A 14,334-nucleotide genomic window follows, 5' to 3' on the forward strand; every position below is an offset into this window, starting at 1 on the left:
TGCTCATAAAAACCAAATCATAAAAGCCTTTGGCGAGCAATTTTAAAAGAATGGAAAATACACTAAATCAGGGTTTTACCTTTGACCTACCAAAAGGGAATTCATCTATCATAAAAGTAATCGGCGTAGGGGGCGGTGGTAACAATGCCCTGATGCATATGTACGAAAAGGGCATCCACGGGGTAGATTTCATCATCTGCAACACGGATGCGCAGACGCTGGACAACAATCCGGTATCCAATAAAGTTCAGCTGGGCATCAGCATTACCGAAGGCCTGGGCGCTGGCGCAGACCCGGAAGTAGGGGAAAAAGCGGCAATAGAAAGTATTGATGATATAAAGGCGGCCCTGGGGCAGAATACCAAGATGGTCTTCATCACCGCAGGCATGGGCGGCGGCACAGGCACCGGAGCGGCTCCTGTGATTGCAAAAATCGCCAAGGAAATGGGCATCCTGACCGTGGGGATCGTAACTGTGCCGTTCAGCTTTGAGGGCAGAAGGCGCCTGGAGCAGGCGGAATCGGGGCTGGAAAAACTCCGCAACAATGTGGATTCCCTGATCGTCATAAACAATGACAAACTCCGCCAGCAGTTTGGAAACCTGGGCTTCAAGCAGGGCTTCTCCAAAGCAGACGAAGTGCTGACTAATGCGGCGAAGGGTATGGCGGAAGTAATCACCGCGCCGTTTACCATCAACATAGACTTCCGCGATGCGAAATCCGTACTGCAGAACTCGGGCACCGCACTAATGTCCACAGGCAGCGCTACCGGGGAGAAACGCGCGGAAGAGGCGGTGCGCAAGGCTTTGGATTCCCCGCTGCTGAATGATAACAAAATTACTGGGGCAAAGGATGTTCTGCTGCTCATACAGTCCGGCACCGATGAGGCGCACGAGGCCACGATGGACGAAATCGGGCTCATCAACGACTACATCCAGAGCGAGGCGGGGAATACGGCGAACATCATCTTCGGGGTGGGCACAGACGAGAGCCTCGGCGAGGCGATAAAGGTTCTGGTAATCGCTACAGGGTTTGCAAAAGAGAAAAATACCGGGCATGTGGAGAAGGAATTCATTAACCTGCACGACAGGCCGGAACGCCGCGAATCTCCGTTCAAAACAAGAAAAGAGCGTGGGGAAGATACTGCCGGCGATACAATATTCCTCCTGGATGATGAGGAAGACCAGCCGGCATCTCCATTTTTTACCTCTACAAAGCAGGATGCCATTGATAAGGCTGCCGCCGAGCAGGACACTCAGGATTTTGAAAAAGAAAATTTGAGGCTGGAGGATGACTCTGATGAGGATGAAGTGCTAAGTATCTTCTCCTCCGACAGGGACGAAGACGAAACCGTATCCTTCACCTTTGATTTCGAAGGGGAGAACCCCGCGGAAGGCGGCCGCAATACCGGCGATTTTTCATTTTTCATAAATGAGCCTAAGGAAGAGGAGCCTAAAATTCAGGTGAAAAGCAATTCGGGAGATCCTGACACTTTGGGCAGCTCATCCAAATTTGGCATTGAAAACAGAAGCCAATCTTTCTCGCCTGTCCCTGCGGCAAATATTAAAGAAGCGGATGCGCCTATAGAAAACACGGAAGAAGAGCTCCCCCAGAAGGAAACGGAAACAATAGTATATGAGGAGGAAGTTGAACAATTTACCATCATCAGCAAAAGCGTAAGCGCAAAGGCCGCGGAACGCCGGAACAAGCTGAAAGAATTCAACTCCCGCTACCAGAATTTTGAGTCGGATAATGATTTTGAGACAGTGCCGGCATTCCGGAGGAAGAATATCAACATCTCTCAGGAAAATGCATCAGAGCAGCAGATCAACACCTTTCTAGCGGAAGATCAGCGCGGCGGTTTTCAGGTTCGAGAAAACAGATTTCTGAATAAGGATGTGGACTGATGCCATATTGGCAGAAAATCCTTTAATGCCATTTCGGCGCAGAATTTGAGTGTATGAGGGTACTCAATAATTTTCATTAACAATTAAATTAAATCAAAATGTATCCACAGGAACTTGTAATGCCAATGAAGGCAGAACTAACGAATAACGGTTTCGAAGATCTAACAACGCCGCAAGAAGTAACCGATGCTCTGAAAAGACCCGGCACTACCCTGCTGATGGTAAATTCCGTTTGCGGATGCGCGGCTGGAGCTGCAAGACCGGGGGTGGTTCATTCCCTTTCCGGGGACAAGAAACCAACTCACCTTACCACTGTATTTGCTGGCTTTGATCTTGATGCGGTGGCAGAGGCGAGGAAGCACCTGGCGCCCTTCCCGCCAAGTTCTCCGTGCGTGGCACTCTTCAAAGATGGCGAGCTGGTACATATGCTGGAGCGCCACCACATTGAGGGTAACCCGGCGGGCGCCATCGCGGCGAACTTGCAGGCTGCCTACGAAGAGTTCTGCTAAGAAACTGAAAAAACCGCTCTAAAGAGGGCGGTTTTTTTAATCCATATCCTGCTCCATAAGGCTGCAGAGGAGCAATATTTTGTAAAAATCCAGCAGAGGGATGAAATAATTTCCTGATAAAAGGAGCCTCTTTACGGGTTTTTCAAAAACATTGAAAAGCTCGGAGAAATGCTTCGCCAAATGAAGATTGCTAAGGAGCCTATAGGCTTTCGCTATTTTCATACCGGAGATTGCATCCGCATATTGCTTGTCTTTAAGGAGCCTGGCTAGTGTCCGCATAGAGCATTCTGTTTTCTTAAGAAATTCCGCATCTGTGGTTTTATCGAGATGGAGTACGGGATTTTCAATATGATCCACGGGAAATTCATTTTTCGCCAGCGAATATCCCAGCATCCAATCCTCGTAGCCATAGGTGGAGATGCGTTCGTCGAAATTGATTTTTGCAAAAACATCTCTGCGGATGGCGAAATTGATGCCCTTCAATGATGTATGCGGGTGTTTCCTGCGAGCGGCAAGAGCCGGCACTTCTCTTTTTGCTGAATAGTAATTTCGCAGGGTGCGCTGAGCCCCGTCTTCTGAAAATCCGCCATAAACTGCTGTAGCCTCAGGGTTTTGAGCAAAGAATTCAAGGTATTTGCTTAAAAAATTTTCGCTGACAATTCCAGCATCACAGTCGAGGAATAGCAGCCACTCTCCTGAGGCGTATCTTAAAAACATATTGCGGATTGCGGAGCGCCCGATGTTTTCTTGCAGAAAAATATAGCTATTTACTCTCGGGGTTATTTCCGAATTTTTTTCCTGAAAATAATCTTCTGACGCATCATCGATCAGGATGATTTCCGCATCAATTTTTTTCCTGGAAATTTCCTGCGCCAAATCCGAGACCAGCCTGCGGACATCAAAATTAAAAACCGGGATGCAGACCGAAAGTTTCACCTTTTTATTTTTTCTAAAATCTGCTGAATCGAGAGTTCCTCCAGGCAGGCATAATCACCCCGGTAGCACTCTTTGTCGCCAAAAACCGAGCAGGGCCTGCAGCTTAGATCCTTGACTTCGGCAACATCCGCCACGCTTTGTCCGTAGCCTAGAAAGCCTGCGTATCTGTGGGTGCCCCCCCACACGGAGATGCAGCGCGTGCCCACCAGGCTCGCCAGATGCATATTGGCAGAATCCATAGAGACCATAAGGCGAAGGCGCGCAATCAGCTGAAGCTCTTCGGTGAGGCTGAGGCGGCCCGCCACACATTCCGTATTGGGGATTGCCGCCTGCCAGTGCCGCAGTGTTTCGATTTCGGATTCGCCGCCTCCGAAGAAATAGACTTTTTCCTCTTTTGCAAGGAGCCGCGCCAGCTCGAAGGATTTTGCCGGGGAGAGCATTTTGCCCTTGTGCTGGGCAAACGGTGCAAAGCCGATGTTTTGTTTTTCTTCTGTGGTGGGGCACAGTTCGTGGGAAAGTTTCACGGGAAACCCTAAGTCGCGGAATACATCAGCATACCGCTCCACGGTAGGTTTCAGCTGGAATTTGTCCAGATTCTGCACATCTGTGAGCGCTTCTTTTCCCTCTTTTCCCTTGTCGATAATGGCGACCCGATATCCTCGCAATTCAAAAATCCTGCGAAAAACCTTTGTACGGATGACATCGTGCAGATCGGCGATCCCGTCTGGCTGGAACTCTTTTATCAGAGACAATGCCAGCCTGCGCAAGCCGAAATAGCCCCGGTAATCATCGAGATTTACACCTTTAAAAACAAGATTCGGAATCCCGAGGAAAAGCTCTCTGAAGTTCTCCCGGGTTACCATCATCACCTGCACATCGGGATTTTGCTGCAGAAATTCCCTGCAGACTATCGCAGCCATAGCAACATCTCCGAAGGCAGAAAACCGGTATGCGAGAACTTTCTTCAAGACTTCAGCTGATAAGCTACGGCGTAGAATTTTATTTGCTTCGTCATTGCCATCAGCCCATTTGCGCGGCTTGGGGAAAGGAATTCCTGCAGCCCGATATCCTCGATGAATTTAAAATCTGAACTGAGTATCTCTTCCGCGCTGTGCCCGGAGTAAATCCGGACAAGCAGAGCGATAATTCCTTTTGGCAGAATACCGTCGGAATCTGCATCGAAAAACAGTTTGCCATCGCGGAAATCCGCATCCAGCCATACCTTGCTTTGGCATCCTTTTATTTGGTTGGCTTCGGTTTTCTTCTCCTCCGGGAGCCCTTTCAGGTCTTTTCCAAGGTCTATGATGTATTCGTATTTCTGCTCCCAATCTCCCAGGAAGGCAAATTCATCCACGATTTCCTGCTGATTTTCGGTAATAGTTTTCATCCGGCAAATTTAAGCATTGCTGAGCATTTCGGCTTTCCTGAAAAGCTCCAGAATTTTCTCCTCCTCCATCTCCCAGCAGTATTCTCTTGCCGCTTCGCGCAAGGCATCGGCATAAAACTCTCTGCCGTTTTCAAGTATTGTTTTTAGCGCGGCGGCGATGGTTTCTGGATTATGATTGTCAATCATCTCCCCTATTTTGTAACGGTCGAAAATTTTTTTTATCTCCGGAAAGTTGATAAGCACTGCAGGCACCAGCGACTGGATGTAATCTGGCACTTTATTCGGCAGCGAGTAATAGTAGCTCAATCCGTTATTTTCCTCTACTGCGAGCCCTGCATCGGCAATTTTGGTAAATTTCCTCAGCTTCTCTGGAGAAAGCCTGCCAAGAAACTCCACCTTTGCCTGTAGGCCTTCTGCCCGCGTATGTTTCTCATAATCAGCCCTTAGGTTGCCAACACCCGCGATTTTCAGAATGGCGTTATCCAAATATTTCATAGCGGAAATAGCCTGAAACAAGCCGCGGCTCTCGTTCAAGGCTCCCTGCCAAATGATGATCTTCGGAGAATTTTCTATAAAATCTATCCGGCCGGGAATTCTTCTTGGAATATTCCTCACTACCACGGGGCTTATCCCGTATTTCGCACGGAACCACCCCGCGTAGCTGGCGCTCTCCGTCATCATATAATTTAAGCCCGGAACTATGGCTTTTTCTAAAAACCTCCAGACCTTTTGAGAAAACCTACCCTGAACCGAGGGCTGCTCTGTGAAGATTTCGTGGCTGTCGAATACGAGCGGAATTTTAAATAATTTTGAAGCTAAATCATTGGCAGGCAGCGTATCCAAGTCATTGGCAAGCAGTACACAGCCCGGACTTTTAAACCTTACTATTTCCCTGAACAATTTCATGTTAAATTCCGCATATGCGAATTTTAATTTTTTAGATTTTATCCTGATTCTCAATATTTTATAAGACCGTTCCAACGGCGGAGCGCCTGCCCAGTCGTTCCCGATGAGGATGATTTCGTGGCCGGCTTCGTGCAGTGTACGGCATACTTTTTCTACCCGCTGATCGGTCACCAGATTGTTGAAAACGCTTACGATAACCCTCATTTAGCCTTAAAAATATGGTAAGCCTGGATAAAGCATAGAAATCCATTGGGGATGATGACGGGCCAATACATTGCGGCAGCGTCTCCCCCTCCCTTGAGCACGCCATATATTACGAAAAAAAGGCAGCCTGCAAGGTTAACGATCCTGATTTTCCGCAAATCCTTCAGCATAAAACTTGCAACAACGAGGGCGGAGCCTAGGTAGCCGCAGATATCTGCGAATGATATTTCCATCTTTTTAGCGAATTTTACAAATTTAAGACTTTAAGATAAATATTTTTATGACATTTCGGCAGAAAAATCTGCTGGTAGGTTATTTGCAAAAAGAGTTCAGGTAAAAAATTTTTCCTACCTTTAAATTCAATTTTATTTCGATATGAACAATAAATTTTCAGACGGTTTGAGCAAAGTATTCAAACAGAGTAAAACCGAAGCGCGGCGTTTGAAAAGCGAATTCCTCAATACAGAGCACCTGCTGCTGGGCATTATAAAAACAGAAAATTCCGCAAAGGATATTCTTAAAAACCTTAACGCAGACCTCAATATGATAAGGCGGAAGATAGAGAGCATCAGCATGCCTACCGCCAACCCGCTCGCTATGGAAAGCAGCCAGATTTCTTTCACGCGGATGGCGGACCAGGCTGTAAAACGCGCAGAGCTGGAAAGCCGGCAGTATAAAACTGGGGAGATAAATACCGTGCACCTTCTGCTGGGCATTCTCTACAAGCAGGAAGATCCCGCCGCTAACATACTGGAAGCTTATGACATTGATTACGAAAGAGTTACCACTGAATACCGTTCTATGATTCAAAATTCCGGGCAGGCTCCGCAGATGAGCGTTTATGAGGATGATGACGATGACGAACCTGCCTACAGCCAGCAATCCCGCAGGCCGGCGGGTAACCTCGCCACCGGGAAAACCAAAACCCCGACGCTGGACAATTTCGGCAGAGACCTGACTGCGGCGGCGGCGGAAGGCAAGCTGGACCCTGTGATAGGAAGGGATAAAGAAATCGAGCGCGTATCGCAGATCCTCTCTCGGCGGAAGAAGAACAACCCTCTGCTGATCGGGGAGCCCGGCGTGGGTAAATCTGCAATAGCGGAAGGGCTTGCCCTGAGGATCCACCAGAAAAATGTGTCCCGCGTGCTCTACAACAAGCGGGTTATCACTCTCGACCTGGCTAGCCTGGTAGCCGGCACGAAATACCGCGGGCAGTTCGAAGAAAGAATGAAAGCCATAATGACAGAGCTGGAGAAAAACCGCGATGTAATCCTCTTCATCGATGAGCTGCACACCATCGTGGGCGCGGGCAGCTCCACCGGATCGCTGGACGCATCGAATATTTTTAAACCTGCCCTGGCAAGAGGGGAGATCCAATGCATCGGTGCCACCACCCTGGATGAATACCGCCAGTACATCGAAAAGGACGGCGCGCTGGAACGCCGCTTCCAGAAGGTGATGGTAGAGCCTACCTCCATAGAGGAAACCATCCAGATTCTGCATCAGATTAAGGACAAATACGAGGATCATCACAATGTAAAATATACCGATGAGGCGATAAACGCCTGCGTAAACCTCACCTCGCGATACATCACAGACCGCTACCTGCCGGATAAAGCCATCGACGCTATGGACGAGGCCGGCTCCAGGGTTTACATCAAAAACATGAAAGTGCCGGAGCAGATCATTGAAAATGAAAAACTTATCGAGCGCATCCGCGAGCAGAAACAGAAGGCCGTAAAGGCACAGGACTACCTGGAGGCTCGCCGCCTGAAAGATGAAGAAGAGCGCCTGGGTAGGGAGCTGCAGGTAGCTCAGGAAGACTGGGACAAAGATGTGAAGGAGAAAAAAGAAACCGTGGACGAGGAAAATGTTGCCGAAGTGGTTTCTATGATGAGTGGCGTGCCGGTAACGAAGGTAGGCAAAAACGAACTCGAGAAACTCGCCCAGATGGATGAGAAACTGAACGGGAAAGTCATCGGGCAGGAAGATGCAGTAAAAAAAGTTGTAAAAGCCATCCAGAGAAACCGCGCCGGCCTGAAAGACCCGAACCGCCCGATAGGCACCTTTATCTTCCTTGGTACCACAGGCGTCGGCAAAACCGAACTTGCGAAGGTAATGGCGCGCGAGCTTTTTGACTCTGATGAAGCGCTGATCCGCATCGATATGAGCGAATATATGGAAAAATTCGCCGTGTCCCGACTCGTGGGCGCGCCTCCGGGCTATGTGGGATACGAGGAGGGCGGCCAGCTAACGGAGGCTGTGCGGCGCAAACCTTATTCCGTAGTGCTGCTGGACGAGATAGAAAAGGCCCACCCGGATGTCTTCAACATACTCCTGCAGATTCTGGACGAGGGACACGTAACTGACTCGCTGGGCAGAAAGATCGACTTCCGAAACACCATCATCATCCTCACCTCAAACATCGGAACCCGCGACCTAAAAGACTTCGGCGACGGCGTAGGATTCGGTACTTCGGCGAAGCGCAGCACGAGCGGCGCCAGAGCGAGAGCGACCATCGAGAATGCTCTTAAAAAAGCCTTCTCGCCGGAATTCCTGAACAGGATTGATGACATCATTATCTTCAACTCGCTGCAGCAGGAAGATATCCGCAAAATCATCGACCTCGAGCTTGCGAAGCTCTACAGCAGAATCAGCAAGCTGGGCTACCGCGTGGAGCTTACCGAAGAGGCGAAGGACTTCATCGTGGAAAAGGGCTGGGACAAAGATTTCGGCGCAAGGCCTCTGAAACGCGCCGTACAGAAATACATCGAGGATCTCCTGGCGGAACTGCTTGTAAATAAAGAAATTACAGAGGGCGAAACCGTAGTGCTGAAGCTAAATGATGCTAAAGACGCGCTGGAAAAAGAGAGCGCTGTCGCAGAGATGGCGGAGTAGTTTCTTGAGAAAATTTTATTATGACCTGCTTGCGAAGGCAGGTTTTTTTTATTTTTTCTCTCAAAATTTCTTTCTTAGAAAAAACTTTTTGACAAGATAATCTGCTAAGTTTGCATTGTGGAAATTAAGACAAAAATAAAAGGCCAGGGCGCGCAAAGGAATGTTGCCAATCGCTTTGAGCGGTACACGCACGAGCCAGATGAAGGTGATGTAGATAGCCGGAAAACTACATTCACAGAGGTATTTCCCAAAAGCATCGTCAACAAGGTGAAGAGCCCGGATATTTCCATGGAATATTCCCTGAACCCTTACCAGGGTTGCGAGCATGGCTGCGCATATTGCTTTGCGCGCCCCACGCACGAGTATTGGGGTTACTCCGCGGGGGTAGATTTTGAGCGCAATATTATGGTGAAGAAAAACGCACCGGAGCTCCTTGAAAAGTTTTTCCGGAGGAAGGGATATCAGCCAAAAACCATCACGCTCTCCGGCAACACGGATCCGTACCAGCCTGCAGAAAGGCAGCTGCAGCTTACGCGCCAGCTTCTGGAAAAATTTCTTGCCTACCGGCACCCGGTTTCCTTCATCACAAAAAACGCATTGATTCTGAGAGATTTAGACATTCTGACAAAACTTTCAGAGCTGAACCTTGTCTCGGTAAATATGAGCATCCCGACGCTGAATGAAGACCTCCGCCGCGTGATGGAACCGCGTACCTCATCCGTAAGCAACAAGCTGAAGGCGGTGGAAACGCTCTCTCAGAACGGCATCCCGGTAAATGTGATGGCGGCACCCGTTATCCCCGGATTGAACTCTGAGGAGGGGCTTAGCCTATACAAAACCGTTTCGGAACTGGGCGCCCTCAGTGCACACCATGCGCTCATCCGCCTGAATGACTCTGTGGAACCCGTGTTCGTGCAGTGGCTTGAGACTTATTACCCGGACCGTGCGGCGAAGGTGCTGAACCTCATCCGCAGCATGCGCGGTGGGGAGCTCGGGGAAAAGCGCTTTTTCGAGCGCTACAAAGGTGAAGGAAATATAGCAGAAATGATACACAACACCTATAAACTCGCAAGGCGGAAATATTTTTCTGGCAAAAGTATGCCTTCTCTTTCTACGGAACATTTCACGGGGAGCACTGTGCAGCAGCTGAGCCTTTTCTGAGCCTTTCTTTGTAGATTTGCCGCATGAAAAAGTTTTCTTCCAAGCGCAGCGTGCAGATCCTCGGTAGCGTCCTGCAGCAGTACGGCGTACAAAACATCGTGATTTCTCCCGGTTCGCGTAATGCGCCGATAGCCATACATCTTGCTGAAAGCCAATACTTTAACTGCTACAGCATCGTGGATGAGCGAAGCGCCGCCTTCGTGGGGATGGGTATGGCATTGAGCGAGGGAAAGCCAGTGGCTGTTACTTGCACCAGCGGTTCTGCGGCGGCGAACTACTACCCTGCCGTTGCGGAGGCTTTTTACTCAAATATCCCCCTGCTGCTCCTTACTGCAGACAGGCCTACGGATTATGTGGATATATTTGACGGGCAGACCATCCGGCAGAAGGAGCTCTTCAGTCAGCATTCCTACGGCGACTTTGAACTGATGGAGGACAGCGGGGCGGATGCGGATGATTTTAACCTTGAAACAATTAAAAAAGCGGTAGAGCTATGCATCGAGAAGCAGGGCCCCGTACACATCAACATACCGCTGGAGGAGCCGCTATACGAGCTTGTGCAAGATTTCCCCCTGGTACCGCAGGTAGAGAAAACTATTCGGAAACGCGGTACAGAACTGCCCTCCACCCTTGTTGCCGAATGGAATTTAGCCAAGAGAATCTTAATACTTGTAGGCACCGTTAAACAAAGCGAAGAACTTGAAAATCAGCTCATTCAGCTGGTGAAGAATCACACTGTCGTGGTACTTTGCGAAACAAATTCTAACCTGAAAGACCCGAGATTCCTGCACCATATCGACCGCTATATTTCTGGTTTTGATGAGCAGGATATCCGCACATTTGCGCCGGATTTGCTCATCACAATTGGGCAGAATGTGGTATCAAAAAAAGTTAAGCAGTTTTTTAGGGCCGCAGATATTCATTCGCACTGGCATATTGACGAGCACTGGCACCCGGACACTTATTTTCATTTAACTCAAAAAATCTCCGCGCGGCCGGAAATTTTCCTCAGCAAACTGATCTATAACATTTCCCTGAACCCCCGGCCATATTACAATCTTTGGAACAGCCTGAGGGAAAGGAAGGATGCGCTGCATCGGGAATTCACACTACGGGCACCGTTTTCAGATTTTACAGCCTGTAAAATTATTTCCGAAAAAATCCCGGTAAACCACGCCGTGCATCTTAGCAACAGCGCGACTATACGGTATGCGCAACTATTTGATTTTCAAAAGTTTAAATGTTACTGCAATCGCGGAACCAGCGGTATCGACGGCTCTACTTCCACCGCGATGGGCTTTGCCATCCGGCACGCGGCACCCACCGTGCTTGTTACGGGCGATCTTGCTTTTTTTTACGACATCAATGGGCTTTGGAACCAGTATATTCCGCCGTTTACGAGGATCATTATCCTGAATAATCAGGAGGGGAATATTTTTAAAATAATCCCGGGGCCGCAGAATGCCAACGGTAATGTGCTGGACGAATTTATTGGCACGAAACACCGAAGAAGCGCCGAAATCCTGGCGAAGCATTTCGGTTTCGGATATGCAAAAGCGGAGGACGAGCTTACGCTGGAGCGGATTCTGGATAATTTCTTCAGCCCGTCGATTGAGCCCAAGATCCTTGAGATCTTTACCGGTAATGCTAGGAATGCTGATGTGCTGAGAAATTATTTTGATCACTTGTCCGGGAGAAATCCGGTGCGGGTGGATGAGTAATTACGGTGATTCGGCAAAATAGCGGGCGTTGCGTACTTTTGCAGGAAATTTTTTCGAATGAAGCAAAATCCGCAGCGCCCTTCTGCTGCCGACATCCTCCGGAATGCCTTTGGCTATTGGCGGCGCACGCTGCGCTATCAGGTACTTTTTTCGCTGATATATTTATCGGTATTCCTTACGGCGGTGTTTTTCGGCATCGCAAAGACTGGGATAGGGCAGGAGCTCCTGAGCATCAGCAAGCTACAACCATTTTCAGAAGCCTATACGCAAGCGGTTCAGGCGCTCTCCCGCACGCCGGGTTTTCAGCGGCTATCCTGGCTGCTGATGCTAACCTCCGTATTTCTTTACCCTTTAAATCTGGGGCTGATGAAGATTTTCCGAAAGATGGATTTGAATGAGAAAGTTTCTGCAGCAGATATCCTGGCGGGCTACCAGGGGGCAAACTTTTTCATCTTCACCGGGTTTTATCTTTTTTGGTCGGTGGTGTACAGCCTGCTGTTTTCCACTGTTTTCCTCGCGTATTTCTGGGTGATAGCCACCGTATTCTGTGCGCCGCTGATGTTTTTTATGAACAAAAAAATCTTCGAAAGCATCAGCCTTTCCTGGCGGGCGTTGCGCATCTTCCCTGCGGAGATTATCCTCTGTACTGCCGCGGCGGCCATTATAAAATATGCCGGGATATTCTCGGTGGCAGGCGCCATTTTTACCCTGCCGTTTTGGAACGCAGTGATTTATGCCATGTACAAGGTGATGTTTTCTGAAATTTACAGGCGGGAATAAATGAAGAAATTGCTACTTTTGAGCCAAGTATTTAAATAAAAATTTATGGAAAATTTCAACTTAAATCCGGCGCAGGAAATCCCGGAGCGCAGTACAAGCGGCGTCATCAGCCACGCTTTTAATCTTTACAAGGGCATCTTTGCCTATGCCCTGCTGGCCACCGTTCTTTATATTGTTCTAAATTCCCTTCTTGGGGCTCTCTTCCCTTTTGATTCTCAGGAGTTTATGCGGCAGGTGCAGCAGTCCGGCGGAGATTTTTCAAGACTGGATCCCGAGCTTGTTTCGCAATACAGCACCATGTCGGTGGTCAGCGGGATTATAGGTATCTTGCTCTCCCCCCTGCTTGCGGGCGTGATATACATTGCCAGCAAATATCATAACGGGCACCGCCCGGAATTCCGTGATTTGTTTGTTTACTACAGGCAGAATTTCGGTCAGGTCCTTCTCTACGGGCTTCTTTCGGGTATAATCTTATCCTTTTCCTTCTCACTTTGCTTTCTGCCGGGCTTATTCGTGGCGCCTTTATTTATGCTCGGCTACCCGATCGTGCTATTTGAAAATGCTACAGCGATAGAGGCAATAAAAAAATCTGTAAATATCGCGAAGGAGAACTACGGCGCATTCCTCGGCATTTTTATCCTCAGCGCTCTCATCAGCTTAGCAGGCTTGTTGCTGTGCTTCGTCGGTATTATTCTTACTTATCCCTTCATTTTCGTGGCTATGTACTCCGCATACTGCGCCTTCGTGGGCAGGCCAAGGCCAATCTATGGAAATATTTAATTTTTTTAATTATCTGAAATGTCCTACAACCCTCAACAAATCAGCAATGTAAAGGTAAAGCAAATCCTCCTCATCGGGGTGATTGTATGGCTGCTGTACCTCATCGTAAAAAATCTGCTACTCTTCATCCCGTCTCTGCTGGGCGCCATTACGCTGTATGTGGTGACGCGCGATCTGAATTTCTATCTGCAGGAAAAGAAAAAATGGAAGCCCGCGCTCGCTACTAGTGTAATAATCCTTCTATGCCTGGTGGTGATCATCATCCCGATGTATTTTATAGGTGACTTGTTGGTACAGAAAATCGGCAGCTCTCAGCAGTATATGAGCCAGATTAATGAGTACATCCTGAAGTCTCAGGAGTATGTTTATGAGAAAACGAATATTGACCTCCTGAGCAAAGGAAATATGGACAAGCTGCAGGGCTCCATCAGCAGAATTGGGACTTCCCTGGTGAACGAAACTGTGAATACGCTTACTGTGGTGCTTTCCATGTTCTTCATTCTGTATTTTATGCTTGCCAATCCACGGAAATTTGAACAAGCGGCTGCCCAGCTGCTTCCCCTGAAGAGAACGAATGTAAATATGATTGGGGAAAAATTCCGCAAGCTGGTAATGGCGAACGCCGTAGGGCTGCCGGTGACTGCCATAGGCCAGGGCCTGTTCGCGTTGATTGGTTACCTCATTTTCGGGGCGCCAAGTGCTGCGCTGCTCTTCGTGCTTACGGCGATAGCATCGGTGCTGCCGGTGGTGGGGACGATGATTGTCTGGGTACCCGTAGTGCTCTACATGTTTGCAATAGGTGATACGGGCAACGCCATCGGGCTTACGCTGTACTGCCTGATTGTGGTGGGGACTACCGACAATGTACTGAGATTTACCGTTTTGAAAAAACTTGAGGACATCCACCCGCTGAATACGGTTTTTGGTATCATTATGGGGGTAAATCTCTTCGGGTTTATCGGCCTGATCTTTGGCCCTATTCTCGTATCTATGACGCTCCTCCTCATCCAGGTTTATGCCAATGAATTTTCCGACGAAGATACCCCTCCAGACTTGCACCTTGGCGAGCAACCCATTGAGAAAAAGATTGATTTAATGCTTTAAAAAACAAACCTCAGGAAAAATTTCCCGAGGTTTTTTGTTGAAAA

13 protein-coding genes are annotated in these 14,334 nt (G+C 48.6%); 8 read left to right on the plus strand and 5 right to left on the minus strand.

Going from position 1 to position 14,334, the window contains the following annotated elements:
• Positions 1–50 precede the first annotated feature (50 nt).
• Positions 51–1,904 carry a cell division protein FtsZ gene (gene ftsZ / locus BUB43_RS07985; protein ID WP_073180101.1) on the plus strand — a complete coding sequence of 618 codons (1,854 nt, stop codon included), beginning with the start codon at positions 51–53 and terminating at the stop codon, positions 1,902–1,904.
• A gap of 98 nt (positions 1,905–2,002) precedes the next feature.
• Entirely contained in the window at positions 2,003–2,413 is a 411-nt protein-coding gene (locus BUB43_RS07990; RefSeq protein WP_073179974.1) for a BrxA/BrxB family bacilliredoxin, read from the plus strand.
• 36 nt (positions 2,414–2,449) lie between these two features.
• On the opposite strand, the gene BUB43_RS07995 is transcribed toward BUB43_RS07990, so the two are convergent.
• Genes BUB43_RS07995 through BUB43_RS08015 form a run of 5 tightly spaced genes read right to left on the minus strand, consistent with a single transcriptional unit; the run spans position 2,450 to position 6,079 of the window.
• Positions 2,450–3,349, minus strand: a complete 900-nt coding sequence (locus BUB43_RS07995; RefSeq protein ID WP_073179976.1) for a glycosyltransferase family 2 protein — start codon at positions 3,347–3,349, stop codon at positions 2,450–2,452.
• Positions 3,346–4,317, minus strand: coding sequence for a glycosyltransferase family 9 protein (locus BUB43_RS08000; protein ID WP_260200658.1), 972 nt, complete (start codon positions 4,315–4,317; stop codon positions 3,346–3,348). Before BUB43_RS08000 ends, BUB43_RS07995 begins: the two co-directional genes overlap by 4 nt.
• Positions 4,314–4,736 (minus strand): SufE family protein, encoded by a 423-nt coding sequence (locus BUB43_RS08005; RefSeq protein ID WP_073179980.1) that lies wholly within the window; start codon positions 4,734–4,736, stop codon positions 4,314–4,316. The genes BUB43_RS08000 and BUB43_RS08005 overlap by 4 nt, the downstream gene beginning before the upstream one ends.
• Before the next feature lie 9 nt (positions 4,737–4,745).
• The gene (locus tag BUB43_RS08010) at positions 4,746–5,846 is read right to left on the minus strand and encodes a glycosyltransferase (protein ID WP_073179982.1); all 1,101 of its coding nucleotides are present in this window, start codon (positions 5,844–5,846) and stop codon (positions 4,746–4,748) included.
• Positions 5,843–6,079, minus strand: a complete 237-nt coding sequence (locus BUB43_RS08015) for a uroporphyrinogen decarboxylase (protein WP_073179984.1) — start codon at positions 6,077–6,079, stop codon at positions 5,843–5,845. The genes BUB43_RS08010 and BUB43_RS08015 overlap by 4 nt, the downstream gene beginning before the upstream one ends.
• Before the next feature lie 142 nt (positions 6,080–6,221).
• On the opposite strand from BUB43_RS08015, the gene BUB43_RS08020 reads away from it, so the two are divergent.
• The 6 genes from BUB43_RS08020 (at position 6,222) to BUB43_RS08045 (ending at position 14,290) form a co-directional block, all read left to right on the plus strand.
• A complete protein-coding gene (locus BUB43_RS08020) occupies positions 6,222–8,744 on the plus strand; it encodes an ATP-dependent Clp protease ATP-binding subunit (RefSeq protein WP_073179985.1) in 2,523 nt (840 codons plus the stop codon).
• A gap of 117 nt (positions 8,745–8,861) precedes the next feature.
• Positions 8,862–9,905, plus strand: coding sequence for a PA0069 family radical SAM protein (locus tag BUB43_RS08025; RefSeq protein ID WP_073179987.1), 1,044 nt, complete (start codon positions 8,862–8,864; stop codon positions 9,903–9,905).
• A 23-nt stretch (positions 9,906–9,928) separates the two neighbouring features.
• The gene (gene menD / locus BUB43_RS08030) at positions 9,929–11,626 is read left to right on the plus strand and encodes a 2-succinyl-5-enolpyruvyl-6-hydroxy-3-cyclohexene-1-carboxylic-acid synthase (protein WP_073179989.1); all 1,698 of its coding nucleotides are present in this window, start codon (positions 9,929–9,931) and stop codon (positions 11,624–11,626) included.
• A gap of 57 nt (positions 11,627–11,683) precedes the next feature.
• Entirely contained in the window at positions 11,684–12,406 is a 723-nt protein-coding gene (locus BUB43_RS08035) for a hypothetical protein (RefSeq protein ID WP_073179991.1), read from the plus strand.
• 45 nt (positions 12,407–12,451) lie between these two features.
• A complete protein-coding gene (locus BUB43_RS08040; RefSeq protein ID WP_073179993.1) occupies positions 12,452–13,186 on the plus strand; it encodes a hypothetical protein in 735 nt (244 codons plus the stop codon).
• Between the two features lie 18 nt (positions 13,187–13,204).
• A complete protein-coding gene (locus tag BUB43_RS08045; RefSeq protein WP_073179995.1) occupies positions 13,205–14,290 on the plus strand; it encodes an AI-2E family transporter in 1,086 nt (361 codons plus the stop codon).
• Positions 14,291–14,334 lie beyond the last annotated feature (44 nt).

Origin of the sequence: Cruoricaptor ignavus (assembly GCF_900141665.1) — a bacterium.
GTDB classification, from domain to species: Bacteria; Bacteroidota; Bacteroidia; order Flavobacteriales; family Weeksellaceae; genus Cruoricaptor; species Cruoricaptor ignavus.